This is a genomic window from Pseudoalteromonas sp. G5_S1_54_S4 (assembly GCF_054968565.1).
Genome location: NZ_JBQKUL010000005.1, coordinates 107,042 through 133,078, shown reverse-complemented (window position 1 = coordinate 133,078; position 26,037 = coordinate 107,042). Strand labels below are relative to the sequence as shown.

Below are 26,037 nucleotides of genomic sequence, written 5' to 3'. Positions count from 1 at the left end.
AAAAGCAGTGCTATTTGGAATTATGCAATTGCTTGGAATAAGTTATCTATCTGTGGTGGTAAAAATGGACGACCTTTCTCGTTAACCGACGTACCTATTACTAAGGCATTGAGCATCACTTTTTCGTCTAATTTGCGAACTACCGTTTGTTTAAACGCAAATTTAAGGCGACTAATGCGTACAGGCTCTACTACTACATAAAATTCATCCGCTGGCTTTAAAGACTGCTTGTAATCCATTTCACTGCGAAGTACCACTAAGTTAATTTTATCTTTGGCAAGTTGTGCAAAATCAACACCCTGTGCGTATAAAAACTCATGACGAGCGTGCTCCAGATAATTAAAATAAACACTATTATTTACAATACCTTGTAGGTCACACTCGTAGTCACGCACTTTAAAGTCTACTTTAAAGGTCATATTAGTAATCCAAATTATTTAACGTATAATTGCCGCGTTTATAGCACAAGTGTTGAAATAATTGCTACCATACAAGTCCCTAAAATGGAGTTAAGTAACCTAATGAATTTACGTTTGTCTTTAATTACAGCCACGTTATTACCACTATTCGGTGCCCCAATCTACGCCAATGCAGATGACACCGACCTAGAGAAAATCATTGTTACTGGTGACTTTCAAAAAGAAAGCATTCAAACGCTAAGTGCCAGCGCAAGTTTATTTTCTGAGGATGAAGTAAATCTCAGAGGGGCTACTTATTTAGATGAAATGCTAGCAAGCGCTGCAAATGTGAATTTTGCTTCAGGCGCCTCGCGCGGACGTTATATTCAAATTCGAGGCGTGGGACTTCGTTCACAATTCGTCGACCCAATTAACCCATCTGTCGGTTTAGTGATTGACGGTATAAATTATTCTGGCCTTGGTGGCAGCTCATTATTATTTGATATTGACCAAGTAGAAATTTACCGCGGTCCACAAGGTACACGTTTTGGCGCCGATGGCATGGCGGGTATGATTCAAATGCAATCAGCTAATGCAACCAGCGTTCCTAGTTTAAAATTACATTTAGGTGCTGGCACTTATAACAGCCATGAAGCAGGCGTTGCTGCTAGCACAGGTTTAACCGATGATACCAGTGCACGCGTTAGCTACTTTCGCAGAAAATCTGACGGTTACGTAAACAACCTCTATTTAAATGATGAAACACAAAACCAAGATGAACAAGTTGCCCGCTTTAAATTAAATAGCCAACTCACAGCTCATTTAAATTCAGAGCTAAACCTGCACTATATCGATATCAATAACGGTTATGATGCATTTACCCTTGATAATTCTCGCAACAGTCTTGCTGATCAACCGGGCGAAGATAATCAACAAAGCTATGCTGTTGGCCTTAATAATACTTACACCGGTTTTGACGCCTTTGATGTCAGCTTAAACCTTTCAGCCATTGATACTGAGCTTTTTTATAGTTTTGATGAAGACTGGGTATGTAACGATACAAGTAAGCCGCAATTATGTGCTGCCGGTTTACATCCTGATGGTTATAGTTCAACAGATATTTATAGCCGCGATCGTGATGATCAAGCGCTCGATCTGCAGTTTAATGGCAAAACAGGTAATTGGGTGGCGGGTATTTACTATCAAAACCGCGATGTTGACCTTGAGCGTCAATATACATGGTTAGCCAATCCATTTGCCTCAACCTATGAAACCAATAACATGGCAGCTTATGGCCAATTAGCCACAGCAATAGGCCCAAAAACTACGCTTATTACCGGTTTACGTGTTGAGCAATATCAAGGTGATTACACAGATAGTAACGGTTTTATTGAAGAAACTGACGATATTATGCTCGGTGGTAAAATTGCACTTGAATACCAAGTTATTGACCGTACCATGATTTATACCAGTATCACCCGCGGTTACAAAGCTGGTGGTATTAATTCAGAAGCGCTAGCAAAAGCAAAAGATGAAGGTTTAAGCTTAGATGCTGATTTTTTCAAACAGCATACCAGCTTTGATCCAGAGTACTTGTGGAGTGGTGAGTTTGGCGTTAAAGGTTCATCGCTAGATGACAAGTTTACCCTGCGCTTAGCGGCGTTTTATATGCACCGCGATAATATTCAATTAAAGTCGTGGCAAGTATCAGACCAACAATTTACCGGTTATGTCGCCAATGCCAGCTCTGGCAGTAACTATGGCCTTGAAATTGAAGGCAGCTATCAACTAACACCAAACTTATTTATTACCGGAAGTGCCGGATACTTAGACACTAAAATTAATGACTTTGTTACTAAATCTGGTTTAAATCAAGACGGTCGTGAGCAAGCACAAGCGCCTAAATATCAATATGCATTTAGTGCACGCTACAATGTTACTGATGAGTTATATGCTATGTTAGGTGTTGAAGGTAAAGATGATTATTACTTCTCCGATAGCCATAATGCACAAGCTCCAAACACAAACTTAGTGAATGTAAGCCTTGGTTACGAAGCCGATATGTGGGCTGTACGCGCATGGGCACGTAATGTGTTTGATGAAACCGTTCCAACTCGCGGTTTTGAATTTGGCAACAACCCATTAGATGGTTACGCAACCCAAACTTACACACAATTAGGCGAGCCACGTGTGGCCGGCGTTACGTTTACGCTTAATTTGTAATACTGCGACCAGTTGTCAGTTCGAGAATAAAAAACACCGCGTTTAATGCAAACGCGGTGTTTTTTTATCTGATAGCTGACCGCTAAAAGCTATTAGCTGCTTTAAGCTCTTGCCACATCAAACGCAATCACCTCTTTTATTTTTTGCTTATTGGTTGCTAGCATCACTAATCTATCAATTCCCAATGCAACCCCCGCACATTGCTCTAAACCATGCTCTAATGCGGCAATTAAACGCGTATCCATAGGTACTTGTTTTAAGCCACTAGCAGCGCGGTAGGCGTTATCTTGGTTAAACCTTTTTGCTTGCTCTTTGGCATTGGTGAGTTCATTAAAGCCGTTGGCTAACTCCATATTTTTATAATAAAGCTCAAAGCGCCCTGCAACTCGCTGATCGTGTTTACAAATTTGTGCAAGTGCCGCTTGCGATGCGGGAAAGTGATACACAAAACAGGGGATGTCTTGACCAATAGTCGGCTCTACTTTCATACAAAATAATAATTGCAGTAAGGTATCTTTATGAGTCTCGTTTTTAGCAATATCAGCAAAGCCATGTTCGCATGCGAGTTGTTGTAGCTGCGTGATAGAGGCAGTTAATGGATCAAGCCCTAGCGTGCGTTCAAATGCGTGTTGGTAGGTAATCCGCTCTGCAGGCGCAACCTCAAGAATAAGCTGCATCAACTCATCTATTTCATCCATTAAAGCAAATTCGTCAAACCCAGGACGATACCATTCGAGCATAGTAAATTCAGGGTTGTGATGACTGCCCGCTTCTTCATTTCTAAATGCCTTACAAAGCTGGAAAATAGCGCCTGAGCCGGCCGCTAACAAGCGTTTCATCGCAAACTCTGGAGATGTTTGCAAAAACAGGGGAAGCCCACCAGCATGACCTGGGCCGACAAATGTAGTATCAAAGCTGGCTAAATGCACATCGGTTACACTGGCAGCACTTAAACTTGGTGTTTCGACTTCCATTACATTACGAGCATAAAAGAATTCACGAATGCTGCGCATAATCGCTGCTCGTTGCTTGAGTGTATCTATGCTGGCACTCGGCGCCCAAAGATCTGCTGACATATTTTCTCCAAAAAAAATCCCAGCTTAAGCCGGGATTTAATTAATAAGGCGTGTTACAGCTTACTTAACACGGCTTACGTATTCACCATTACGAGTGTCTACTTTAATTACTTCGCCAATTTGTACGAATAATGGAACACGTACTACAGCACCTGTGCTAAGCGTTGCTGGTTTACCACCCGTGCCTGCTGTATCACCTTTAAGGCCAGGGTCGGTTTCAGTGATCTCAAGCTCAACAAAGTTTGGGGGAGTTACAGCAATTGGGCTGCCGTTCCATAATGTAATAGTACATACATCGTTTTCAACTAACCATTTGCCAGCATCGCCCAGTGCTTTTTCATCAGCAGCGATTTGTTCAAATGTTTCGTTGTTCATGAAATGCCAAAATTCACCGTCTGTGTATAGATACGCTAAATCGGTATCCATTACATCAGCACCTTCAACCGATTCACCCGATTTAAAGGTTTTTTCAAGTACCTTGCCAGAGATAAGCTTACGGATACGAACACGGTTAAACGCTTGGCCTTTACCCGGTTTTACCATTTCATTTTCTAAGATACTGCAAGGTTCGCCGTCCATCATAATTTTTAGGCCGCCCTTGAACTCGTTGGTGCTATAATTCGCCATCGTTTCCTCTATTTATATTTTTCGAGTAATCTACGTGCCAATGATACAAAGAAATGAAGCAAATTTGCATAAAAACTGGCAAAAAGAATTAGCAAATGTAGTTACCTGCCCAAAAGTGTTGCTAGAAATGGTTGGTTTATCGAGCCAAGTCCATGAAAACGACATAAAAGCTCGTAGCTTGTTCCCTGTTCGTGTGCCATTGCCTTTTATAAAAAAAATTCGTCACGGCGATGCAAATGACCCTTTATTGCTGCAAGTTATGCCCCGCCATCAAGAGTTTTTAACTAAATCGGGGTTTAATAAAGACCCGTTACTTGAGCAAGATAACAATCAACCGGGTCTGTTACATAAATATAAATCGCGTGTTTTAGTCATGTTTAAAACCGGTTGTGCTGTAAATTGCCGCTACTGCTTTAGACGCCATTTTCCTTATCAAGAAAACCAACTGAATAAACGTAGTCTTATTGATGCATTGAGCTATATAAAATCGGATAAAAATATTAACGAAGTGATTTTAAGTGGTGGCGATCCACTAATGGCCAAAGACGATGCTATTAGCTGGTTTTTAGATGAGCTTGAGCAAATACCACAAATTAAACGCATGCGCATACACAGCCGCTTGCCTGTGGTTATTCCTGCACGTATTACTGAACAATTATGTGAAAGATTAGCAAAGTCACCATTAAAAATTATATTCGTTAATCATATTAACCATGCAAACGAAATAGATAATGACTTTAAAAACGCCATGAACATGCTCAAAAAAGCAGATGTGCTACTGTTAAACCAGGCGGTTATTTTAAAAGATGTGAACGATACAGTTGATGCGCAAATAAACTTAAGTGAAGCGTTATTTGATGCGGACGTACTGCCTTATTATTTACACTTACTGGATAAGGTAGAAGGCGCAAGTCATTTTGATATTGACGAACAACAAGCAATAAAAATTCAGGCCGAGCTACTAAAAGCCCTGCCTGGATTTTTGGTGCCTAAACTAGTTCGGGAAATAGGAGGTCAAAAAAGTAAAACCCCTATTGACCTCAAATTGGTTTAAACATAAACGTTTACATTATTCCCAAGTGTTGCAGTAACCGACTTAGTCGGTGTTTGTGCACTTGAGGATTGTGTAGCACCTTCAATAAGCGCAAGTGCAGCGGCGCCATCAGCTTGCTGTTGCTTTTTAGATAAAGCAGCAGTTAAAACCTCTGCGCCTTGGCCTGCACCAGGGATTGTAGGTAGATTTCCACCTGATATATTCATAACTCACACCTGACATTTAAATGTAATACACGTATTATAGTCGTTGAATTGGTAAATTACTTTACCAATCCACTTAAGTATTTATCGGCAACATTGCACTAAGCTTTAGGAAAACCATGGATTCTATAATTGAACAACTCAACGCCAACTTAAAAATTGTTTACCGTCAGGCGCTTGATGCTGATAAAAAACTCGATGAGTTACAACAGCAAGGCCACGGAAAATTTAAAGCCTTATTTGCCGAGGACGCTGGATTTAGCTTTGAAGCTAAACGCTTTAAGCCGTACGTTTTAGACGTTGCCGCTGATGTAGAAAGCTTATCAAGCGACGGTTTAGACGAAGAAAAGCTAAAACAAGCAGTTATTAAACTACAAAACTTACTAACCTTGTTAGCGACCTTTAAGTAAGCACTCTGGTCTTACTGCGCAAAACATCTGTTGCACAGATGTTTTGCGCTATGTTACTTAATACGCGGTAAAATTTGTTCACCAAACCACTCTGTTAATAAGCGTTTTTCATAGTAAAATGCTTCGTCTCGACCCATTTTAATTTTATCCATAAAGCCCATATCTTTTAAGCTCACGTTGTCTTCTTGTGCGACAACACCACTTTCATTACTAAGCACATAGTTAAATTCAATCCGTGGAAAGTGAATGGGTTTAACCACCCGAATTTCGTTAACACCGCCATAGCGCACGTCACCAGCTAAATCTAAATCGGTTACTTCAATTTTTAAACTATAATTTTTAGGAAGCTGCTCACTGAGCTTTGCAAAGTGCTCATCAATATTTTTGGCAATTTGCTTATGGTATGAGCCTTTAGTTTGGTTTGATGGGCGTACATCGCGATAATCATTAAAGTCATGCCATTTAACTTGTGCCTCACCCGCGCAAACAACACTCGGTAGTGCAATAAATATCAACATTGCTATTTTTTTAACTGAGTTCATACGTTTCTCCAACGAGTATGCTGATCATTATAATCAACTAAATATTTTACAAATTGCTATACCTTACTTTAGCAATTACATATGAACTATAACTTAATCTTTCTACTGCGGTGTTATTAAAATTGCACAAGATGTAATCAAAAGTACAGCTTGCGATGTTACGATTGCAAAACAAACAAAATAATACATGTAAAAGCTCAGTATTTATGGTGAAATTAACTTAATTGAACAGAGGTTTCCAAGGAGCATTCATGGCAATTTTAGTAACCGGTGGCGCAGGCTATATTGGCTCACACACCGTTTTAGAACTTTTACAGCAAGGCAGCGACGTTATCGTGATTGATAACTTAAGTAACTCCTCTGAAGAGTCACTTGAAAGAGTGAAAAAAATAACTGACAAAGCAATTACTTTTTATCAAGGTGATATTTTAGATAAACCCTTTTTAGACTCGGTATTTGCAAAACATACCATTGATAGTGTGATTCATTTTGCAGGTTTAAAAGCCGTGGGCGAATCAGTCATAAAACCCATTGAGTATTATCAAAATAATGTACAAGGTACACTAACACTGGTTGATGCTATGCGTGATGCGGGTGTATTCAAACTGGTATTTAGCTCATCCGCCACTGTATACGGCGACCCAGCAAGCTTACCAATACGCGAAGACTTCCCCGTTGGCGGTACAACCAATCCATATGGTACGTCTAAACTAATGGTTGAAATGATGTTGCAAGATATCGCTAAATCAGATGAGCGCTTTGCGTTTGCTATTTTGCGCTACTTTAATCCTGTTGGTGCACATGAGTCAGGTTTAATTGGTGAAGACCCTAATGGCATTCCTAATAATTTATTGCCTTTCATTTCACAAGTTGCGGTTGGTAAATTAAAGCAGCTCGCTATATTTGGCGATGATTACGACACGGTAGATGGTACTGGCGTTCGCGATTACATTCACGTTGTAGATTTAGCCTTAGGGCATTTAAAAGCGCTTGATAAAATAGCCGCAGAAACCGGCGCATTTATTTATAACCTTGGTACCGGTAACGGCTATTCAGTATTACAAATGGTCAATGCGTTTATTAAGGCTAGCGACCAAGCTATCCCTTATGCGGTGTCACCTCGTCGCCCTGGTGATATTGCAGCCTGTTATGCTGCGCCAGAAAAAGCCCTTAGTGAACTAGGCTGGCAAGCAGAGCGTGGTATTGATGTCATGATGCAAGATACTTGGCGCTGGCAATCAAATAATCCAAATGGATATAAGTCATAAAGGCTTCTTTAAGTTATCAGCTTAAAATTAAAACACCGCATTTAAATTAAATGCGGTGTTTTAATGTTGTACTTACCAATTTTGCATTTCTACAATCCGTGACTGGGTTCGCGCATATTCAAAACTTAACTTTTTACCTTGGTATAACTCGTTTATGTCGGCCTGGGCATTAATTACTAGTAATTTGTGGCAATCGTAAAACTCATCGACTAAGGCAATAAAACGCCGTGCTTCATCATCAAGAGTATGCTCATCCAATTGCTGCTTTTCTCGCTGATAGCTGTCTTCTATACCATGCACAATAACCTTACCGGTTGCCTCTTTTCCCATTATTGGCACATTCGCGATGTATACTACCGAAAACTGTTCTGCTAAAAACATATAGTCATTGGCGCTGCGAGGACCTGCGCACAGTGCCATAAAATCAATCAGTAGTGCATCGTTAGTTTTTAATAAATAGGAGAGTGCTCGGCCATGCACAGTCATTGTATTATCACGCGTTGCTTGAGGGTATGCGGATAAAAACCCAGCCTCAAATTCCGCGTGGGGCAAGTTAATAAAATAATGACGACTGCTTCTACCGTACCTGAAGCGGTGGTCTTCCTCCCCCGCTACGTTAATTACATGACAATGCGCATTTATTAAATCGATAGTTGGTAAAAATCGCGCGCGTTGCAAACCGTTGTAATAAAGTTGCTCGGGTTTTGCGTTAGAGGTTGCGACTAGTACCACGCCTTGTTCAAACAAAGCGTTAAATAACCGAGCCATGATCATGGCATCACCAATATCACTAACAAAAAACTCATCAAAGCACAGTACCTTTATCTCTTTGGCCCACTGTTTAGCAATTATTTGCAGCGGATTTTTATCCCCTTGTAACTTGGCTAGTTGAGCATGAACTTTTTCTATAAAATGATGAAAATGCAGGCGCTGCTTTTTCTCTGTGGGTAAGTTTTCATAAAATAAATCCATCAGCATAGATTTACCTCGGCCAACAGGACCGTATAAATATACCCCTTTGATTAACCGTGCTTTTTGCCACCAGCTTGTTGGCTGATTTAATTGCTCACTCAAAGACTGTAACGCACTCACGGCTTGGTGCTGCGCCGCATCAAAAACAAGCTCTCCTGATGAAACTTTGCGGTGGTACAGGCTTAAAATTTCTGTGCTGGGCTCTGTCATGGTATTTCACTATCCGCTATACTCGCGGCCATTGTAGCCGACTAAAAATGTGAACAACATGAAATTTCCTTGCCGTTTAGATAAATTTATTAGCCATTTAGCAGAGTTACCACGCTCAAAAGCCCGTGCAGCAATAAAAAGCCAAGCGGCTAGCGTTAATGGCGAGGTGATCACGGCATTCGACTTTCAAGTGAACCAACAAGATGACGTGCTGTTTTATGACGAGCCATTAGTTTTTTTAGGTAAACGCTACTTTATGCTCAATAAGCCGGTAGGTTATGTGTGCGCTAATTCGGATGAGTTACACAAAACCGTATTTGATTTGCTTGATGAGCCAAACATGGCCGATTTTCACATTGCTGGGCGTTTAGACATAGACACCACTGGCCTAGTGCTTATTACTAACGATGGCGACTGGTCACACAAAATTACCTCGCCTAAAAAGAATAAATTTAAAACCTACTTGGTTGAAACTCAAGAGCCGATTACCGATGATGCACTGCAGCAATTACGCGACGGTGTACAGCTTCACAATGAAAAAGATTTAACTCGCCCTGCTATTGCTGAGCGCTTGGGGAATTATGGTTTACGCTTGTCTATTTCTGAGGGTAAGTATCACCAAGTAAAACGTATGCTAGCAGCGGTAGATAACAAGGTAGTTGAATTACATCGTGAACAAATTGCGGGTATAAAGTTAGGTGAAGATCTGGCTGCAGGTGAATACCGCCCACTAACCGCCGCAGAGATAAAACTGTAAGGTTGTTTGGGTATTAAGAAAACAGCTTCAAACTGACCGCAGCCCTTTCTGAAACCTGGCGTCTAAAACCTGCTCTTACGATTTAATTTGTACTAAATCAAAGTCTGTCATTCCGGGTACAATCGCTTGCAGACGAGACTCAGTAATATCTAGAGAATTTAAGCATTCACAGTATTCAGAAGCTTTAAGTTCTAATTGGTGGGCTTTTTTCTGCAATGACTTATCGATTTCTTTGGTAATGATATCCATGCGTTGCCCCATGTCGTTCATGCGGTCTTCTATATTGCCTTCTCGAGATTTAAACGCATCCCCGAGCGACATTAAAATAGCACCCAAAGAGCCATGTACTGCAGAGTGTATTTTTTGGCTAATTTCTTTAGTAAAAAAATCATCAATTTGGGAAAGCGATTGAGGGGCTATAAAAAAGAAGTCGTCGCCACGCTTAAACTTATCCATAAGTGCACGCTCTACATATTGTAATTGCGTTTTTAGCACTTCGGGTTCTTTATCTGACATGCCCTCAACAACATGCTCAATAGCACTAAGCCCAAGGTTTACGCCATCAGTCGCTAAATCGACCAGCTCTGGAACCGTTTGACGAATACCATTGCTAAATTGTTCTAGCACTTTACTTTCGTCGGTACTTAAATCGACCCAGTAGCCTCGAATAAACAGTTGATTATTATTGTTAATTTGCACCCTAGTTTGGCCTTTATCAACAATACGGATCACATCATCGGTAATAATTAAACCATGACGAAGTTCAACATCACATTGCTTTTGTGCGATTGCATTGCAGCTTAAAAGTGCCATTGATAACGCCAATATCGAACGAGATAAAAACGCCATAAACACCTCAAAAAGACTAAAATAGGGGGTAGCTAGATTAACAAAAAACCAACTTTATGCAAGCAAAAGTAACACCCTAAAAACAAGGCACCATGAAACGTAACGTTTATACAGCGCCTTTATCCTCTGGCTTGTACTATTAAATAGGTGAGCCTGGTGGTATAGGTAACGCTTTAAAGTTATCAGGCCACTGGCCTGTTGTTAAGAACTGATTAATTTGCGCCGCTAAATAGTCTTTAAATGCGCTGTCACCTACTTCAGGGTGGCTCAGTAAAGAGTGTTGATTAAACTCATCCGCTAGTTTATTTAAGTAAAAATGCAGTTGCGCTTGCACCTCTGGACTTAGTGTTTGACTAGCGACAAGATCAGCCATAGTTTTTGCCGTTAAGTACTGTACTCGTTGCGTTACTTTTCCTGTCATGGTGGCAGGCGCTGATACATTAAACACCTGCTTATATAATTGTTTAAGCAGCTCATCTAAGCCATAAAAGCGGTTATCTCGCACTTGTTGCTGTGCTAAACGATTTAATCGTTGAGCATTAAGTAATAGCGATAAGCTATGCTGCGCGGCGACTTCAGGTAATGCAAGTGCATCCATAGTTAAGCCGGTACGACCCACTATACTTTCTCGTGATTTAGACTCGCCATACGCTTTAGGTACGATTAAGGAAAGTATCGACTCTGGAATCGTTAAGTTGCTTGCTTTTAGGGTCGCTAAAATGGCATTAACCGCTTGTTGTTGAGCATCTTTAGTTACAACTTGAGCGCCTTTAACGGGTGCATCACTGCGTATCTCATAGTCATAATCAACGCCCGCGATAAGCTTAGCAACCGCTTCAACTTGATAACGGTGGAACAAATAAAGCGGTACTAGCTTTTCTTCCAATTGCGATAGCGCAACCCCAGTTTTTATATTATTAATACCAAACTGCCCAAGCGCCTGCTTTCGCACATCAAGCACTCTAAGTAATTCTTCACTTGGATTACTGCCGTTATCCCAAAGGTGCGCTGTAGGGTGCGCCCCACCTTTGGCACGGGCATCACTGTCAGAAATAAACGCCAAACCTTGCGCTTTATTTTGCTGTAAAATAGCAGCGAGTGCTGCGCTTTCATCTTGGCCGGTAAAATCACTGTAGCCATATTTGATCACTTGCGTATCCCATGCGCCCATACCTTTAGCATAACCTTGAGATACGTCTAACTGACCATTATCTGCAAAGCTCAATAACGGATGTGGATAATCCATCACCGAAGCTCGATTATTTACTGACGCAGCAAAGTTATGCGCAATACCCAGTGTATGACCAATTTCGTGAGCACTGAGTTGACGAATACGATCAAGTGCCATTGCCTGTAAGGTACTTGCTACTTCATTGCCTTTTAAATAAGGCACTGCCAGTGATTCAGCAATTAAAATATCTTGGCGTACTCGTAGCGATCCTAGTGTGACATGGCCTTTAATAATTTCGCCTGTACGTGGGTCTATAATTGAACTGCCATAAGACCAACCACGAGTTGCGCGATGCACCCATTGAATAACGTTGTAGCGCACATCCATAGGATCAGCATTATCTGGTAGCACTTTAACTTCAAATGCATTTTTATATCCTGCTGCATTAAAGGCGTCATTCCACCATTGCCCGCCTTCTAATAAAGCCGTTTTTACTGGTTCAGGTACGCCAGGGTCTAAGTAATACACAATGGGTTCGACCGGTTCACTTACAGCCAGACTCGGATCTTTTTTTATTAACCGATGGCGTGGAATGTGACGCACATACATAGACTCATCGAGCCCTGCTGCATAATTTTTATGCTCCACACTCCAATAACCCGATTGCGGGCTGAATTTACGTGGCGTGTAATTGTCATCAGGCAATTTGATTAATGAATGGTGCATATGCACGGTTAGCGCGTATGGATCAGCACTCACTTGGCGCACATATTCACCTGGTTTAGACCCTTTAAAGGTGAGAATGGCTTCAAGTTCAGTATTTTTTACAAATGCTTTTGAGCGATTCATAAATACCGCACTGCGTGACTCATCAAGGCTAAACTGCCCTTGCTTGCGCGCAGCTAAAGTACGGCTTACGCCATGTACATCGCTTAGTAAATAGGGGGTGTAATCAATTAATGCAGCATTGTCATCTTGCGCGACAACTTTAAAACCCGCCAAAATACTGGATGCAAACGCTTCTTTAACGCTTTGCTGCTCTGCTAGATTACTTGTGTTTGCACGGTAGTAAGTATTTACAGCGCGCAACATAACCTTATTGCCAAAGCGCTCAAACTGTACCAAATAAGTACCGCCTAATTGGCCTCTATCTAAACCAATATCGTTAGACCCTACTCCATAAGGCAAGCTATGCTGTAGTAAAAATTGTTGTTCAAGTTTATCAACCTTTAAATACACATTGCCGTTTTGCGTATCGTAAAAGAAAGAAAAATAACCCGGGAAATGGTTCATTTTTTCAGTAAATTCGTCAATAGACTTAATTGCTGCGTGCGCTTGAGTTATCATACAGAGCAGCACAGTAAAGAGTATGTAACTTAATCGTGATATTTTTTGCATAATCTTATCTTTGTTATTAGCGTTTTAAATGCGATGTAGGTACCCCATTATAAGGGGTTATTTATACAATACAGTTATTTAAGACGAATTTCAGCGCTCTAAACTAATCTCTCTCACATTATGATTAGTTTTAACACGTTATCAGGAAAAAAGAATGCGTAGACTCCCACCAGTATTACTAGAAGATGGCTGTTCAAGAGAACTTTTGTCGTTAATTCGTACTATTTTAGCGGCATGTAAAGAAATTTCATTTCGCGTCGGTCAAGGTGAATTATCGGGCGTATTAGGCTCAACCCTCGATGAAAACATTCAAGGCGAAACACAAAAGAAACTCGATGTACTGTCTAATCAGTTATTAAAAGATATATTGCTGGAGTCAGGCACAGTTAAAGCGATTGCCTCTGAAGAAGAAGATTATACCGTTGCCGGTAACCCAGATGCTGAGTACATTGTTGCATTTGACCCACTTGATGGCTCGTCAAATACCGATATTAACTCGCTAGTAGGTACTATATTTTCTATTATGAAAGCGCCGGTGGGCTCAGATGCTGCTGATGAAAAGATTTTTATGCAACCTGGGCATCAACAAGTAGCCGCAGGTTACGTACTGTATGGGCCATCGACCATGCTTGCGCTAACAACGGGTAAAGGTACACGCATGTTTACCTTAGATAAAACCCAAGGTAGCTTTTTACTTACCCAAGATTTTGCCGCTATTCCTGCTAAAACCAATGAATTTGCAATTAATGCCTCAAACCAGCGCCACTGGGAACCGGCGATGCAAAACTACATTAACGACTTACTTGCGGGAGATACAGGCCCTCGTGCTCAAAACTTCAATATGCGTTGGATTGCTGCAATGGTTGGCGATGTGCACCGTGTACTTAGCCGTGGTGGCTTATTTACTTACCCAACTGATACTAAAGATCCTAATAAGCCTAATAAACTGCGTTTACTTTATGAAGCAAACCCAATGGCAATGCTAGTAGAGCAAGCAGGTGGTATTGCTTCAACAGGCACTGAGCGTATTATGGATATTCAGCCTGATGCCATCCATCAGCGTGTTGCGGTTATTTTAGGCTCTAAAGACGAAGTAGAAACTTGCTTGAGCTATCATAAGTAAACTTTAAGAACGGGTTTTAGGTTTCAGGTGTCAGCTAGAGATTAGCCCAGTAGTGGTTACTAACATCTGAAAACTGTTGCTTAAAACCTTTCATACTTTCTGATAACCACTTGCTACTGTTGTAACAGCTTTAACAACTGTGCGAGCTTTTGATGAGTCAACTCGCCCATTTGCTCGCTATTACTTAGCGCGTAAATAACGCCTTCATGCTCGGCGCAATTTATGTCATCTCGCGACTCAATAACATTTGCCCACAGCTGTAAATCGTCAATATCAATTTCTTTATTGAAACAACGCGTAAGTACATTAATTAGTACAGGCTTTGTGAGTGTGTACAGGTAGATTTTATTGCTTGCTGCGGTTGAAACAATCACACTAATGGCACTATCTCTTTGCTCACCAAAAGTAATAAATTCAGCCAATGCTTTTTGTATATTCATAATGTTTGTTATTCTTGCTGCTCTACTGTTAATAAGACCTAAAATGACCCAGATAAACTGCAGCCAATGTAATACAACGCTTAACTGTAATGTTAATGATATAACCGCATGTTGGTGTTATCAGTTACCCGCTATTTTACCACTCGATGATACAGCAACCAGCTGCTTATGCCGATCATGTACTCTTGCTAAAATTAATTACTATTTAGAGACTATATACACCCAGCCAATTAAAACCCAAATAGCTTTCGCTAAACAATTTAGAAGTAATGATAATTTAATTGAAGGGTTAGATTACACCATGCAGAACAATTACATGGTGTTTAGTAAGTGGTATTTTTTAAAGCGTGGTACTTGCTGCAAAAATGGTTGTAAAAATTGCCCTTATAGTTAAATTAGCCACCCACAGCAATAGGCAGTGAGTTATCAGCGCCCCATTCACTCCACGAGCCATCGTACACACTTAAATTACTATAGCCGCATTCATCGGCAAACAGCGCAAGCGCACAGGCAGTAACGCCAGAGCCACAGCTAAATTGTAAGTGGGTTGCATTACCAACTAATTCATTAAACTTTGCCTTTATAAAGTCGAGTGATTTTGCCTCGCCATTTTCTAATAGACTAGTTAAAGGTAGCGAATAGCTATTAATAATATGGCCGCTGCGCATTCCGGCTCTTGGCTCACTACTTTTGCCGGTAAAGCGCTCATAAGCGCGTGCATCTAAAATAACTGTATTGGCATCCTCAGTAGCACTTAGCACCTGTTTTTTATCAATAAAGTAATCAGGCCGGTATTGAGCAATAAAATCGCCTTTTAATGATGCTTGTGTATAGTTTGATTCAACCGGAAGCCCAAGTTCAAGCCACTTGGCTAAACCGCCACTGAGGACTTTTACGTTATCAAACCCCATGGCTTTAAACATCCACCAAGCTCTAGCTGCACTGAATAACCCTGCATCTTCATAAATCACCACGAGTGAATCGTGATTCACTCCCGCTTTTTGCATCACTTGAATAAATTGTTCTGCACTACACAAGGTATTAGGCAATGGGTTTGAGGGATCTGCGAGTTCTTTTTTGATATCAAACCGTTGTGCTTTAGGTAGCATGGCAACGGGTGAGTACTCCCCCGCAGCTGAGGGACGTAACATACCCGCATCAAAAATAACCAGGTTAGCTTGCTCTAAGCGAGCATGTAACCATTGTGCACTGACCATGTTTTTCATCGTCTTTCCAAATTTGAGGAAATGAAATAGCTATATATTATTACAGCCTGTTTATAAACAGAATTTAGACTGGTTACAAATTATAATAATGCTAAAATAGCTGCTTTGAGGTTTCTAAATAAAATAAAATTATGCCAATCCCTTTTTACATTATCAATATGCAAGGCTGCGAAGACCGTTGGGAAACAACCCTAAAGCGACTTACCAGCCTACACTTAAATGCTGAACGTTTTGAAGCGACCATTGGCAAAAACCTTAGTGAAGAAGAAACCCTCAAGTGGTATTGCCCGAAAAAAAATAAAAAACGTTACAATCGCAATCTATCTGCAGGTGAAATTGGTTGCTATGTAAGTCATATGCGCCTTTGGCAAAAAATGGTTAATGAAAACATGCCTTTTTGTGTTGTATTAGAGGATGACCTTTTCATTGAGGCTTCGCTTAAAGATGTTGTTGATGCGGCAATTAAATTGAAAAACTGGGATTTAATAAAATTATCTGACAACAGAAATTTTCCATTTATTGACAGTGCCCCATTAGAAAATAATCTAACAGTCGGTAATTATAAAAAAGCACCAAATGGCACTCAAGGCTACATCATTTCATTAAGTGGGGCTAAAAAACTACTGCAAAGAAAACCATTTTTTAGACCCGTAGATGTCGATATGCAATTTCACACAGAAGTAGGGCTAAGTATGATTGGCATAAAACCCTACCCGGTTGCCGAAGATCGAAGCTTTATTAGTGAAATAACAAGCGCTAATGCAGGTTCGCACTCAAACCGCAGTACATTTATCAGAAATTTAATTCATAGATCGAGTATTCATATGCAAAGACGATATAAAACTGCGGATCTTGCCAAAATTACAAGTGAGTAATACCAAGCATATTTTTAAATGTATGCATTTGATTATAAAATTAAATCTTAATAATTTCGCCACGCAATGGCGCCATTTTAGCTAAAATTTTATTTTGCACTGTATGTGGGATATTTTGCTCGTTCATTGCATTTATTAATAAATCGACAACGTGATTGAAGTCTTTTTCGTTTATATTCATGCCAGTATGAATAGCAACCATAGAGTCACCTTTATATTCACAAGGGCCCTCCACCAGCGAACATAAATGGCTAATAAACCCTTGTCGAAAATGACTGATATTACTGTGCTCAAAGTAATGAAACACTTGTTTGTCATTACCTATTTGTGTAATAAAACTATCAGTTAGCCTCTCAAGCCCAGCTTGTTCGCCAAGCTGTTGATACAAAGAGGTGTTGGGTTGGGTTGTACACCCTGCAAGTAAGTTTAAACAACAAAAAATAAATACACTCAGTTTCATTACCAATACCCCGTAACCGATAAATACCAGCCAGTTTGATTATCAACACCAGCAATTCGCCCTAAATCTAAATAGGCCGCAGTCACACTCATATGCTTATTTGGTATCCACGCTATAAATAAATCACGCCAATCTTGTTCGCCTAACCCCAAGTTGTTGGCTTTTTGTCGATATTCAACACCAATGGCAAGTTCACGACTTACAAAAACTGCACTACTTGCTTCTACTAAAATATGGCTGCCCTCATTAGCCCCGCCATATCCTAACAGTCCTAGCTGATTGGCTTTACTGTAACGGGTGGTCACATTCCAAAACCAGTTGTACCCAGCAAGTGCGCCCAAATGTAATTTACTGGCGGCTAGGTACACATCTGTACCACTGGTATTTTTTGCGCCAACTAACTTTGCTACTGTGCCATCCTCTAGTGATTTATGCTGTACGCCCACACTTAGCTGTGGCCACTTACTGTATACTATATCACCATATAAACGAATTTTAGCCCCAGAAATTGACTGCTCTATTTCGGTATTGAGTGCAGGCACATCAAACTGCTGCACTGCATAACTGAGCTCAACACGATTGAATAGGTTTAGTTGCATGCCGCAGGCATCTAGGCGGTAATCTGTTACATCAGCACGACTACAAAAGCCATTAACAGCCCATTCGTCCTCACTAGCATAACCTGCTAGCTGCGCCCAAGGAACTAATCCGCCCCCTGCACTGCCTTCAATTTGAGACACCCCAGGTGTTGCTAATAATTTCCCCGTAGCAGCCATACTTAACGCACTACAAAATGAGAGTGCCAAGGCGAATAATAACTTAATGTACACGCTGATATTCCTCTAACCATTGTTCTAATTGCTGCGCTTTTAAAGGGCGACTTAAATAGTAACCTTGCGCATGATCGCATTGCATTTCGTGAAGCATTGATAAAGACTCAGCGGTTTCTACCCCTTCAGCCACAACAGAAAACCCCAATTGGTGACCCAGTGTGATTGAAGAGCGCACTATGTATTGATCTTTTTGTGATTCGTGCAGAGTTAAAATAAAGCATTTATCTAACTTAAGCTCATCAATAGGTAACATTTTTAACCGTCCTAGTGATGTTTGCCCTACGCCATAATCGTCCAATGAAATTTTAACGCCAATAGTTTTTAAATCTTCTAACGCTTTAATACCTTGGGCTTCATTTTCAATCATATCGCGCTCCGTCAGTTCAATAGTGACAGAGCTTGGGTTTACTTGGTATTTATTTAAGGTGGCTACCAACGAAGCGTGAAAACCTGAATGAGCAATATCTTGGGCAGAAACATTAATAGCGGCTTGTAAATGAATATCCTTTTTTGACCAATCGGCTATTTGTGCAATCACAGTCTCGACAACCCAAGCGGTCAGCTCTACTATTAACCCTGACTGCTCGGCTAAATCAATAAAGACCTCAGGCGAGACCCAGCCACCATCTTTTCGTTGCCAACGAATAAGAGACTCTACCTTATCAATTTTCTGACTTTTAATATTCAATTTAGGCTGATAGGTCATAAATAATTGTCCATTATCATCATCAATTGCTTGTTTGAGTTCATCAAGCATAATTAAACGGTCTAAATGCGCCTCATCTTCACCGTCTTGATAATAATGTAAGCTTTGCTGACTCGTTGTAGCTGCATCTACAGCAATGAGTACACGTCGCATTAAATCGTCTGCTTTAGTCCCTTGCTCTGGGTATTGCACAATACCGGCATTAAAACGTAAGCTTATTTTTAAATTTTTAACCTTGTAAGCTAGCTGTAATTGCTTGAGTAAATCAGCCACTGCACATTTTACCTGCTCAATCTCTGCACAAGGGTAAACCGTTAAGAATTCATCGCCACCAATTCGAGCATGAAAACCACCTAGCTCATCAGAAAATTGGCGAATACGGTTTGCCACTGCAATTAAACATCCATCCCCTACTTGTGGACCAAGCTTATCGTTTATATGCCTTAAGCCTTTTATATCAATAGCAACAAGCGTGTACCGCGCATCATTAGTGAGCCGCTTAGCTAATAAATCTAACATGGCTGAACGGTTATAAAACCCTGTTAAAGTATCGTGATGTGCTTGAAAACTTATTTGCTGCTCACGCTTATTAATATCATTACCCATGTTATTAAAAGCATTCACGAGCGTTTCTATTTCACTGCTTTGCTTTTTACCTTCAAATTTAAAGCGGTAGTCGCCTTTTGCAAACTGTCTGGCAATAACCGCTAACTGTGAAAGTCCTGTCGTTAAATTATTTGCTAACAAACTACTGGTGATCACACCAAATAACATAGTTAAAACAGCGAGTGTGATCAGCGTTAATAATAATTGCTCAATATCGCGATAACTCGAGGTTAAATCTGCGCTAAGCAGTAAGGTTATCGGATGCGATTGTAAAGAGGGTAAAGCTATTTGTTCGTTTTCATAGGTCAAGTATTCGGCAAAAAAACGAGCCGTAGTTTTATTGGTAAAGTACGCTATTGGTTGAAAGTTATCTGGTTGGGATACTAGCGAGCTTGTTGCAAAATCATCTAATTGCGCAACAAAACTAACCTCCATTCCGGTTAAGCTTTTTAGCTCAGTAGCCACTGCAGATGTTATTTTAAATCCGACCAAACTGTAAGCTATGGTTCTGGGAGTTTTAACGGGCAATAAAATCACTTGGTACAGCTGGTTATTTAACACCACAAAGCTCGATTGCTCAGAATTATTTAATAACTCATCCATCAAGGGTTGTAGATTATCGGCAAAATTTTGTGCATTAACATTAGCTGACACTAACCGCCCTGATAAATCGAGCAACAGCATAAGATCCGCATTGATCCGTTGACTGTGGTTGTATAACACACTGCTAATAGTGGCTGCATCACGAGTTGCAACCGCTTGCTTAAAACCAAAATCAGCAGTTAACACCTTTGCGGCTGTTAATAATAAGCTCTCTTTTGATTTTAAATATTGTTTATAAACGCTTTGCGCAACCGTTATATTTTGTTGCACTTTTTCTGCCTGAAATTTACTGGTAGACCACCAAAAGCTCAGTAAACTAACCAAGGTAGTGAGTAATACCAAGCCAACGCAAAGCGTTGTAATGCGACTGCGTAAATTATTGGCCATTGCCTTCCCTAAATTGACTGCCAAAGGTATTACGTGGTGCAGGGGTAGATGTATTTATAGTTATTGATAACGGGCTGGTTGATTCTATATTAAACTGTTTTTTATTATCCAAGGGAGCTGTTTGCAGTGAATGCCAAACACTGGCTTGCACAGGAAAAGTGTCTACTTGCAGCTTTATCTGGCCTTGCTCGTTACTGGTATACACATGACTACTGTTAGCGACATATATATAGCCCACCATGGAGTCATGAATATTGCAGCCTAGAACAACAACACCTTGATTATCAAACTTAATAGGTTCTTCTGGCTGGCCAGAATAGAGCTTTAATTGAAAAGGTTTAGCTTTTGAAAAAGAATAAACATGGTGGCGAATATTATCGCTATTTGGAAAGTCGACGTACTGACCTTGGTGCACAATAAGCAACTCTGGAGAAAACTGTTTATCAACTTGATCCATTACCGCTGTGGGTAAATTGCCCGAAGTTTTTGAAGAAGGTAAATGATTTATTTCTACGACAGCATTAGGCAATACTTGGTCATGCTGATCTTTAATAACCAAATTAATGGTATTACCAAAAGCCGATACACTAAACAATACACCCAGTACTAATAAATAACGACGTTTTGCAATAACTTGCCATGCTCGCTCTAACATAACCACACCCAAAAATTCACCATAGGTTAAGTTAATTAGAGACGAGCACTAATTGCAAGAATTATAGCTCAGTTACTTAAAATACATACTTTTTCATTAGTTAAAATGAGCTTTGCAATATCTGTCTACTTACTACGTTATTTAACGATTAAACCGTAATCAGCATCTAAAATAGCAATCACTTCTTGGCGCGGATCATTAGGTATAATAATCTCTTTACCAATAATTTTGCTCGCGATGCCCACATAAGTGTCAGACACTTCAAGCATTACTGACTCAGGTAAAATATAATCTTTTGCTAACTGCTCACGCTCAGCCATACGGTCTTTATTTAATAACACATCACTCTCTGGTACGTTATTAATTAACAGCTGACGGAAACCTTCTTTTGAGTTTTCAACAATCTTGCCATCTCTATAAGATGCTTCATCCCAAATACGCGATGAATCGGGTGTCCCTACTTCATCAATATAAATAAGTTGCTGCGCACCATTTAAATCTTCTACATAACCAAATTCAAATTTGGTATCAACAAAAATTTGCCCTAGCTTAGCTAACTCACTACTGATTAACTCGAACCCTTCAACCAATAATTTTTCGTATTTGGTGACATCGTCAGCCGATTTAAAATTAAAAACATCTAAGTTGTTTGTAATATTTTCACGAGTGATGTTTACATCATCAACGGCAGGAATATCAGCAACCCCTTCTATAATACCCTTAGTAGAGGGAGTTATAAGTACTTGCTCAAGCTTTTGATTCGCTTTTAAGCCTTCGGGAAGTTGCAAACCACAAAAGTGTCTTTCGCCTTTAGCGTAGTCGCGCCACATACTGCCGGTAATATATTGACGAGCAATCGCTTCAACTTTAACTGTACTGGCTTTACGAACAATCCATACGTATGGATGAGGAATATCAACAATATGATTACCCGCCAAACCGGCTTCATTAAACATGTTAAACCAATGAGCAGCCACTGAGTTTAATGCAATCCCTTTACCAGGAACGCCATTTAGGCCATTTTCACCTTGCCATATACAATCAAAAGCAGAAATTCTGTCAGAAATAACCATAATGGCTAATTCAGTATCGGCAGGAACGCTATAGCCTTTTTCATTTATTAAGCGTTTGCTATCTGCATCGGTTAACCAATAAACTGAACGCACTTTGCCACTATGTACTTTACCTTTGGTACGAATGGGTAAGTCATCGTTTACGTCTAAAACTTTATAGCTAGTCATGCTATCTCCGGGGTTTGGCATGCTCAAAGAGCAAAGTATGGAATTGGGGTTAGGCGCTCTATAATAATCTAGCCAACCACAAAGCTCAATCTTAGGCTAAAAACAAATCATCTCAGTATATTTATCTAGCTGGCGCATTGGGGTAAACTTGCATGATTACTTGCCCTAAGGAGCTAGCTTGAACTATTTAACTGCCACTAAGAATAAGAAATATTTAATGTATATTTCTCAAAATTATTCCTATGCTATTTTAAGGCCTTTGCAAGCAGAAATATTAGCTCAAGGAGGGGTAGTTAAATGGTTCTTAGAGGGTGATAATGTTAATCCTGACTTTTTGAAAAGTGATGAAAAAACACTAAATTCTATTCATGAAATAAATCAATGGGCGCCTGACGCAACCTTTGCACCAGCGAACTCTATCCCTACATTTTTTCCCGGAAAGAAAGTGGCTGTTTTTCACGGCTTTGATGCTGGAAAGCTAAATAAAAAAGGCCAAAACGATCACTTTAAAGTGCGGGGCTGCTTTGATTTATATTGTACACAAGGCCCAAATACAACGGCTCCATTTACGGCGTTACAAAAAAAATTGGGTTATTTTAAGGTAGTAGAAACAGGTTGGCCTCCCCTAGATCAATTTTTTAACGGTAACTCAAAGCCTAGCCACATTGATGAAACAGACTCTCGCCCAACAGTATTGATCTGCTCTACATTCTCAAAACGCTTATCTCTTGCACCTAAACTTTATGAACAAATAAAACACTTTAGTGAAAGCGGTAAATGGCGACTCTTAGTTCAGTTTCATCCTAAAATGGCACAAGAGTGGGTTGATAAATACAAAGCGTTAAGTAATGACAATCTAACCTTTGTTGAAACAGACAATGTTATTCCTTTATTACAATCTGCTGATGTAATGCTGTGCGACACTTCATCCATATTACTGATGTTTTTGGTACAACGAAAACCAGTTGTAACGTTTTGCAATAAAGCACCTGAAAAACACTTACTTGATATTACGGATAAAAATAACGTTGAAGCTGCAATAGACTACGCACTAACTTACCCAAAAGAACTTGTAGATAATATTGAAGCTTTTTGCCAAGAGTTACACCCATACACAGATGGTAAGTCAAGCCAACGAGTACTTTGCGCAACCAATGAACTGTTGCATAGTGATGAAAAGCTCAAAGCTAAACCGCTTAATTTTATTAGACAATTTAAAATGCGCAAAAGACTTAACTATTGGAGTTGGTAAGCCGTTATGATCAACCTTGAGAATGTCTCTTTCAAATGGCAAAAAAGCGCAGTCACCCCGACTCTCGCTATTAAGCAGCTTATGATTAATGACGGGGAACATGTTTTTTTACATGGTCCAAGCGGCAGTGGTAAATCTACCTTACTAGCGCTACTGGCAGGCATTAATGTAACCACTAGCGGCCAACTTTGTGTTTTAAACCAAAACCTAAGTGCGCTCACCAACGCACAGCGCGATGTATTTAGAGCGGATCATATTGGCTATATTTTCCAAAACTTTAATTTACTTCCTTATTTAACCCCATTAGAAAACGTGTGTTTAGGGTGCCAATTTTCGAAAAAGCGTCAGCAACACGTGCTCAGCCAAGCCGATAATTTAGAGAGTGAAGCAGCCAGATTACTCAATGCACTGGGGTTAGAGCCGCACTTTCATAATCAAAATGTTGCCACTTTGAGTATTGGGCAACAACAGCGAGTTGCTGCAGCGCGGGCATTTATAGGCAGCCCTGAACTTATCATTGCCGATGAGCCTACTTCAGCACTTGATACGCAAAATCGTGAAAGCTTTATTAAGCTGCTATTTGAACAAGCAAAAAAAAGTAACAGCACGCTTGTTTTTGTCAGTCACGATGAAACATTAAAGCCACTCTTTAGCCGCACAATCGACTTAGTAAGTTTACAAGGTGATGTATGATTTTATTTAAACTTGCCTATAAAAGTTTGCTCAATAGACGTGCCAGCGTATTACTGACATTGCTCACTATTGCGATTAGCGTCATGTTATTACTCAGTATTGAGCGAGTTCGCGTAGATGCTAAAAGTAGTTTTAGTAATACCATTTCGGGTACCGATTTAATTGTTGGCGCACGCACTGGCGATATTCAATTACTACTGTCCTCGGTATTTAGAATTGGCCATACTAACAATGGGGTGAGTTGGCAAAGCTATCAATACATAACAAAACAGCGCGGGGTTAAGTGGAGCATTCCTATCAGCCTTGGCGATAGCCATAAAGGTCAAGCTGTCTTAGGCACCACACTCGATTATTTTAAGCACTATCGATTTGCTAAAAAACAGCCCTTAGCATTTGAACAAGGACAGGCTTTTTCTAGCATCAATGAAGTTGTTATAGGTAGTGAGGTTGCAAGTAAACTGGCCTATAAAATTGGTGATGAAATTGTGATTTCTCATGGCATGGGCAATACTAGCTTTCATCATCATGATGATAACCCTTTTAAAGTGGCTGGTATCTTAAAGCCTACCGGTACCCCGGTGGATAAAACCTTGCATGTGCCACTGGCGGCAATTGAGCTGATCCATGGTGGCGGCCATCATGATCATGACGATCATCATGATCACTCGAGCCATGCATTAATTGGGCACCCAAAACAAATTACCGCCTTTTTAATGGGCTTCGACTCACCGCTTTATACGCTACAAATTAGGCGTAACATTAACCAATATAAACAAGAGCCTCTATTAGCCATTATGCCCACAGTCACTTTAAAAGAGCTTTGGGAAATGCTGGCAATAATAGAAAAAATACTGCTGTTATTTTCATTTGTGGTGGTCATTATTAGCTTGCTCGGTATGTTAACCACATTACTTTCTAACCTTAATCAACGCCGCAGAGAACTGGCAATACTGCGTTCTGTGGGTGCCCGCCCTTGGCAATTATTTTCGCTGATCAGTATGGAATCACTGCTTACCACCTTTTTAGGTTGCTTAGTAGGTTGCACTCTATTTTATGCGCTTATGGGTACAACCGCGGGTTACTTACAAAGCCAAGCTGGAGTGAGTATTAATATCAGCATGCTCTCTGACTATGAACTCACTTTGATTGGCGTTATTATGGCTGCGGGATTTATTATTGGCTTGATCCCCGCTACACGCGCTTACTTTTATTCTCTCAGTGATGGTATGAGTATAAAAATATAAACTTTAGGATGATCATGACGTTGTTTAAAGTAACTACACACTCTTTAATGCTATTAAGCGCAGTGCTAATTAGCTTTGCTAGCATTGCAAATCCACCCAAGGAAATTTTTTGGGAAGACCTCATACCCGAGGGCCATGTACAAATAGATACTCAAGCACAAGCTAATCACGAAGGCAGTGAACAAAACTGGGTGCAACCTGATTTAGACGCGCCAGTTGTTAAAGCACTTGATGGGCAGTCTGTTAGCTTACCTGGTTTTGTTGTACCTCTTGAAGGCGATAGCGAACTTATCACCGAGTTTTTATTAGTCCCTTACTTTGGTGCCTGTATTCATGTGCCCCCGCCGCCGCCAAATCAGCTGGTTCATGTGACCATTAAAGGCGGTGTCCCTATCGATAGCTTATACGATGCGATTGTTGTAACGGGTATTATTAAAACGCAAACTTGGTCTGGCGAAATAGCCCAAGTGGGTTATCAAATGCAAGCTGTCGGTGTTGCTCCCTTTGAGCTTTAATTCTTAAAATAAAAAACCGC

General features: G+C 40.3%; 27 protein-coding genes. 12 read left to right on the top strand and 15 right to left on the bottom strand.

Going from position 1 to position 26,037, the window contains the following annotated elements; genetic code table 11:
* Positions 1–20: 20 nt before the first annotated feature.
* The gene (locus ACTRWE_RS03835) at positions 21–419 is read right to left on the bottom strand and encodes an acyl-CoA thioesterase (protein ID WP_462879529.1); all 399 of its coding nucleotides are present in this window, start codon (positions 417–419) and stop codon (positions 21–23) included.
* 102 nt (positions 420–521) lie between these two features.
* Here ACTRWE_RS03835 and ACTRWE_RS03830 point away from each other — a divergent pair, with 102 nt between their 5' ends.
* Positions 522–2,621, top strand: a complete 2,100-nt coding sequence (locus tag ACTRWE_RS03830; protein ID WP_462879528.1) for a TonB-dependent receptor — start codon at positions 522–524, stop codon at positions 2,619–2,621.
* Between the two features lie 101 nt (positions 2,622–2,722).
* Here the strand turns inward: ACTRWE_RS03830 and epmA are convergent, their stop codons facing one another.
* Positions 2,723–3,697: an elongation factor P--(R)-beta-lysine ligase gene (gene epmA / locus ACTRWE_RS03825; RefSeq protein ID WP_462879527.1), complete on the bottom strand. Its 975-nt coding sequence runs from the start codon at positions 3,695–3,697 to the stop codon at positions 2,723–2,725.
* A gap of 60 nt (positions 3,698–3,757) precedes the next feature.
* Positions 3,758–4,324: an elongation factor P gene (gene efp / locus ACTRWE_RS03820; RefSeq protein WP_010390517.1), complete on the bottom strand. Its 567-nt coding sequence runs from the start codon at positions 4,322–4,324 to the stop codon at positions 3,758–3,760.
* A 40-nt stretch (positions 4,325–4,364) separates the two neighbouring features.
* On the opposite strand from efp, the gene epmB reads away from it, so the two are divergent.
* Positions 4,365–5,378 (top strand): EF-P beta-lysylation protein EpmB, encoded by a 1,014-nt coding sequence (gene epmB / locus ACTRWE_RS03815; protein WP_076922713.1) that lies wholly within the window; start codon positions 4,365–4,367, stop codon positions 5,376–5,378.
* On the opposite strand, the gene ACTRWE_RS03810 is transcribed toward epmB, so the two are convergent.
* Complete coding sequence (locus ACTRWE_RS03810; RefSeq protein WP_462879525.1) at positions 5,375–5,584, bottom strand: hypothetical protein; 210 nt, start codon at positions 5,582–5,584, stop codon at positions 5,375–5,377. The genes epmB and ACTRWE_RS03810 overlap by 4 nt on opposite strands.
* 116 nt (positions 5,585–5,700) lie before the next feature.
* On the opposite strand from ACTRWE_RS03810, the gene ACTRWE_RS03805 reads away from it, so the two are divergent.
* Complete coding sequence (locus ACTRWE_RS03805) at positions 5,701–5,991, top strand: hypothetical protein (protein ID WP_010390514.1); 291 nt, start codon at positions 5,701–5,703, stop codon at positions 5,989–5,991.
* Between the two features lie 53 nt (positions 5,992–6,044).
* On the opposite strand, the gene ACTRWE_RS03800 is transcribed toward ACTRWE_RS03805, so the two are convergent.
* Positions 6,045–6,533: a DUF3016 domain-containing protein gene (locus ACTRWE_RS03800; protein WP_462879524.1), complete on the bottom strand. Its 489-nt coding sequence runs from the start codon at positions 6,531–6,533 to the stop codon at positions 6,045–6,047.
* 251 nt (positions 6,534–6,784) lie between these two features.
* Here ACTRWE_RS03800 and galE point away from each other — a divergent pair, with 251 nt between their 5' ends.
* Positions 6,785–7,801, top strand: a complete 1,017-nt coding sequence (gene galE, locus ACTRWE_RS03795; protein ID WP_462879523.1) for a UDP-glucose 4-epimerase GalE — start codon at positions 6,785–6,787, stop codon at positions 7,799–7,801.
* Between the two features lie 72 nt (positions 7,802–7,873).
* Here galE and zapE read toward each other — a convergent pair whose 3' ends face one another.
* Positions 7,874–8,983 (bottom strand): cell division protein ZapE, encoded by a 1,110-nt coding sequence (gene zapE, locus ACTRWE_RS03790; RefSeq protein ID WP_462879522.1) that lies wholly within the window; start codon positions 8,981–8,983, stop codon positions 7,874–7,876.
* A gap of 58 nt (positions 8,984–9,041) precedes the next feature.
* On the opposite strand from zapE, the gene rsuA reads away from it, so the two are divergent.
* Complete coding sequence (rsuA, locus tag ACTRWE_RS03785; protein WP_289169951.1) at positions 9,042–9,740, top strand: 16S rRNA pseudouridine(516) synthase RsuA; 699 nt, start codon at positions 9,042–9,044, stop codon at positions 9,738–9,740.
* A 75-nt stretch (positions 9,741–9,815) separates the two neighbouring features.
* On the opposite strand, the gene ACTRWE_RS03780 is transcribed toward rsuA, so the two are convergent.
* Complete coding sequence (locus ACTRWE_RS03780; protein ID WP_008115461.1) at positions 9,816–10,589, bottom strand: YggN family protein; 774 nt, start codon at positions 10,587–10,589, stop codon at positions 9,816–9,818.
* A 139-nt stretch (positions 10,590–10,728) separates the two neighbouring features.
* Entirely contained in the window at positions 10,729–13,158 is a 2,430-nt protein-coding gene (locus tag ACTRWE_RS03775; RefSeq protein WP_462879520.1) for a zinc-dependent metalloprotease, read from the bottom strand.
* Positions 13,159–13,312: 154 nt separating this feature from the next.
* Between ACTRWE_RS03775 and ACTRWE_RS03770 the strand changes: the two genes are divergently transcribed.
* A complete protein-coding gene (locus ACTRWE_RS03770) occupies positions 13,313–14,281 on the top strand; it encodes a class 1 fructose-bisphosphatase (protein WP_008115459.1) in 969 nt (322 codons plus the stop codon).
* Positions 14,282–14,394: 113 nt separating this feature from the next.
* Here ACTRWE_RS03770 and ACTRWE_RS03765 read toward each other — a convergent pair whose 3' ends face one another.
* Complete coding sequence (locus tag ACTRWE_RS03765; protein ID WP_008115457.1) at positions 14,395–14,721, bottom strand: hypothetical protein; 327 nt, start codon at positions 14,719–14,721, stop codon at positions 14,395–14,397.
* Positions 14,722–14,764: 43 nt separating this feature from the next.
* Between ACTRWE_RS03765 and ACTRWE_RS03760 the strand changes: the two genes are divergently transcribed.
* On the top strand, positions 14,765–15,115 hold the full coding sequence (locus ACTRWE_RS03760) for a DUF5522 domain-containing protein (RefSeq protein WP_090494899.1): 351 nt from the start codon (positions 14,765–14,767) through the stop codon (positions 15,113–15,115).
* 1 nt (position 15,116) lies between these two features.
* Here ACTRWE_RS03760 and ACTRWE_RS03755 read toward each other — a convergent pair whose 3' ends face one another.
* The gene (locus ACTRWE_RS03755; protein ID WP_462879519.1) at positions 15,117–15,947 is read right to left on the bottom strand and encodes a sulfurtransferase; all 831 of its coding nucleotides are present in this window, start codon (positions 15,945–15,947) and stop codon (positions 15,117–15,119) included.
* 131 nt (positions 15,948–16,078) lie between these two features.
* Here ACTRWE_RS03755 and ACTRWE_RS03750 point away from each other — a divergent pair, with 131 nt between their 5' ends.
* A complete protein-coding gene (locus ACTRWE_RS03750) occupies positions 16,079–16,822 on the top strand; it encodes a glycosyltransferase family 25 protein (RefSeq protein WP_427567006.1) in 744 nt (247 codons plus the stop codon).
* Between the two features lie 40 nt (positions 16,823–16,862).
* On the opposite strand, the gene ACTRWE_RS03745 is transcribed toward ACTRWE_RS03750, so the two are convergent.
* The 5 genes from ACTRWE_RS03745 to ACTRWE_RS03725 all read right to left on the bottom strand — a co-directional run bounded on the left by ACTRWE_RS03745 (position 16,863) and on the right by ACTRWE_RS03725 (position 22,313).
* Positions 16,863–17,282: a group I truncated hemoglobin gene (locus ACTRWE_RS03745; RefSeq protein ID WP_462879518.1), complete on the bottom strand. Its 420-nt coding sequence runs from the start codon at positions 17,280–17,282 to the stop codon at positions 16,863–16,865.
* Entirely contained in the window at positions 17,282–18,112 is an 831-nt protein-coding gene (locus ACTRWE_RS03740) for a DUF3034 family protein (RefSeq protein ID WP_462879517.1), read from the bottom strand. The genes ACTRWE_RS03745 and ACTRWE_RS03740 overlap by 1 nt, the downstream gene beginning before the upstream one ends.
* The gene (locus tag ACTRWE_RS03735; RefSeq protein WP_462879516.1) at positions 18,102–20,417 is read right to left on the bottom strand and encodes a bifunctional diguanylate cyclase/phosphodiesterase; all 2,316 of its coding nucleotides are present in this window, start codon (positions 20,415–20,417) and stop codon (positions 18,102–18,104) included. The genes ACTRWE_RS03740 and ACTRWE_RS03735 overlap by 11 nt, the downstream gene beginning before the upstream one ends.
* Positions 20,407–21,072, bottom strand: coding sequence for a methylamine utilization protein (locus tag ACTRWE_RS03730; RefSeq protein WP_013463936.1), 666 nt, complete (start codon positions 21,070–21,072; stop codon positions 20,407–20,409). Before ACTRWE_RS03730 ends, ACTRWE_RS03735 begins: the two co-directional genes overlap by 11 nt.
* 137 nt (positions 21,073–21,209) lie before the next feature.
* On the bottom strand, positions 21,210–22,313 hold the full coding sequence (locus ACTRWE_RS03725; protein WP_462879515.1) for a phosphoribosylaminoimidazolesuccinocarboxamide synthase: 1,104 nt from the start codon (positions 22,311–22,313) through the stop codon (positions 21,210–21,212).
* Between the two features lie 217 nt (positions 22,314–22,530).
* On the opposite strand from ACTRWE_RS03725, the gene ACTRWE_RS03720 reads away from it, so the two are divergent.
* Genes ACTRWE_RS03720 through ACTRWE_RS03705 form a run of 4 tightly spaced genes read left to right on the top strand, consistent with a single transcriptional unit; the run spans position 22,531 to position 26,017 of the window.
* Positions 22,531–23,565 (top strand): CDP-glycerol glycerophosphotransferase family protein, encoded by a 1,035-nt coding sequence (locus ACTRWE_RS03720; protein ID WP_462879536.1) that lies wholly within the window; start codon positions 22,531–22,533, stop codon positions 23,563–23,565.
* Positions 23,566–23,571: 6 nt separating this feature from the next.
* Entirely contained in the window at positions 23,572–24,258 is a 687-nt protein-coding gene (locus ACTRWE_RS03715) for an ABC transporter ATP-binding protein (RefSeq protein ID WP_462879514.1), read from the top strand.
* A complete protein-coding gene (locus ACTRWE_RS03710) occupies positions 24,255–25,502 on the top strand; it encodes an ABC transporter permease (protein WP_462879513.1) in 1,248 nt (415 codons plus the stop codon). Before ACTRWE_RS03715 ends, ACTRWE_RS03710 begins: the two co-directional genes overlap by 4 nt.
* Positions 25,503–25,516: 14 nt before the next feature.
* Positions 25,517–26,017 carry a DUF3299 domain-containing protein gene (locus ACTRWE_RS03705; RefSeq protein WP_008113743.1) on the top strand — a complete coding sequence of 167 codons (501 nt, stop codon included), beginning with the start codon at positions 25,517–25,519 and terminating at the stop codon, positions 26,015–26,017.
* The last annotated feature ends 20 nt before the right edge of the window (positions 26,018–26,037 follow it).

Coding starts and splice junctions, on each gene's coding strand:
- ACTRWE_RS03755 (WP_462879519.1), bottom strand. CDS start 15,947: ATGAAAAACATGGTCAGTGCACAATGGTTACATGCTCGCTTAGAGCAA.
- epmB (WP_076922713.1), top strand. CDS start 4,365: ATGATACAAAGAAATGAAGCAAATTTGCATAAAAACTGGCAAAAAGAA.
- efp (WP_010390517.1), bottom strand. CDS start 4,324: ATGGCGAATTATAGCACCAACGAGTTCAAGGGCGGCCTAAAAATTATG.
- ACTRWE_RS03705 (WP_008113743.1), top strand. CDS start 25,517: ATGACGTTGTTTAAAGTAACTACACACTCTTTAATGCTATTAAGCGCA.
- ACTRWE_RS03800 (WP_462879524.1), bottom strand. CDS start 6,533: ATGAACTCAGTTAAAAAAATAGCAATGTTGATATTTATTGCACTACCG.
- ACTRWE_RS03805 (WP_010390514.1), top strand. CDS start 5,701: ATGGATTCTATAATTGAACAACTCAACGCCAACTTAAAAATTGTTTAC.
- epmA (WP_462879527.1), bottom strand. CDS start 3,697: ATGTCAGCAGATCTTTGGGCGCCGAGTGCCAGCATAGATACACTCAAG.
- ACTRWE_RS03780 (WP_008115461.1), bottom strand. CDS start 10,589: ATGGCGTTTTTATCTCGTTCGATATTGGCGTTATCAATGGCACTTTTA.
- ACTRWE_RS03735 (WP_462879516.1), bottom strand. CDS start 20,417: ATGGCCAATAATTTACGCAGTCGCATTACAACGCTTTGCGTTGGCTTG.
- ACTRWE_RS03810 (WP_462879525.1), bottom strand. CDS start 5,584: ATGAATATATCAGGTGGAAATCTACCTACAATCCCTGGTGCAGGCCAA.
- rsuA (WP_289169951.1), top strand. CDS start 9,042: ATGAAATTTCCTTGCCGTTTAGATAAATTTATTAGCCATTTAGCAGAG.
- ACTRWE_RS03720 (WP_462879536.1), top strand. CDS start 22,531: ATGTATATTTCTCAAAATTATTCCTATGCTATTTTAAGGCCTTTGCAA.
- ACTRWE_RS03730 (WP_013463936.1), bottom strand. CDS start 21,072: ATGTTAGAGCGAGCATGGCAAGTTATTGCAAAACGTCGTTATTTATTA.
- ACTRWE_RS03835 (WP_462879529.1), bottom strand. CDS start 419: ATGACCTTTAAAGTAGACTTTAAAGTGCGTGACTACGAGTGTGACCTA.
- ACTRWE_RS03715 (WP_462879514.1), top strand. CDS start 23,572: ATGATCAACCTTGAGAATGTCTCTTTCAAATGGCAAAAAAGCGCAGTC.
- ACTRWE_RS03750 (WP_427567006.1), top strand. CDS start 16,079: ATGCCAATCCCTTTTTACATTATCAATATGCAAGGCTGCGAAGACCGT.
- ACTRWE_RS03725 (WP_462879515.1), bottom strand. CDS start 22,313: ATGACTAGCTATAAAGTTTTAGACGTAAACGATGACTTACCCATTCGT.
- zapE (WP_462879522.1), bottom strand. CDS start 8,983: ATGACAGAGCCCAGCACAGAAATTTTAAGCCTGTACCACCGCAAAGTT.
- ACTRWE_RS03765 (WP_008115457.1), bottom strand. CDS start 14,721: ATGAATATACAAAAAGCATTGGCTGAATTTATTACTTTTGGTGAGCAA.
- ACTRWE_RS03745 (WP_462879518.1), bottom strand. CDS start 17,282: ATGAAACTGAGTGTATTTATTTTTTGTTGTTTAAACTTACTTGCAGGG.
- ACTRWE_RS03760 (WP_090494899.1), top strand. CDS start 14,765: ATGACCCAGATAAACTGCAGCCAATGTAATACAACGCTTAACTGTAAT.
- galE (WP_462879523.1), top strand. CDS start 6,785: ATGGCAATTTTAGTAACCGGTGGCGCAGGCTATATTGGCTCACACACC.
- ACTRWE_RS03770 (WP_008115459.1), top strand. CDS start 13,313: ATGCGTAGACTCCCACCAGTATTACTAGAAGATGGCTGTTCAAGAGAA.
- ACTRWE_RS03830 (WP_462879528.1), top strand. CDS start 522: ATGAATTTACGTTTGTCTTTAATTACAGCCACGTTATTACCACTATTC.
- ACTRWE_RS03775 (WP_462879520.1), bottom strand. CDS start 13,158: ATGCAAAAAATATCACGATTAAGTTACATACTCTTTACTGTGCTGCTC.
- ACTRWE_RS03710 (WP_462879513.1), top strand. CDS start 24,255: ATGATTTTATTTAAACTTGCCTATAAAAGTTTGCTCAATAGACGTGCC.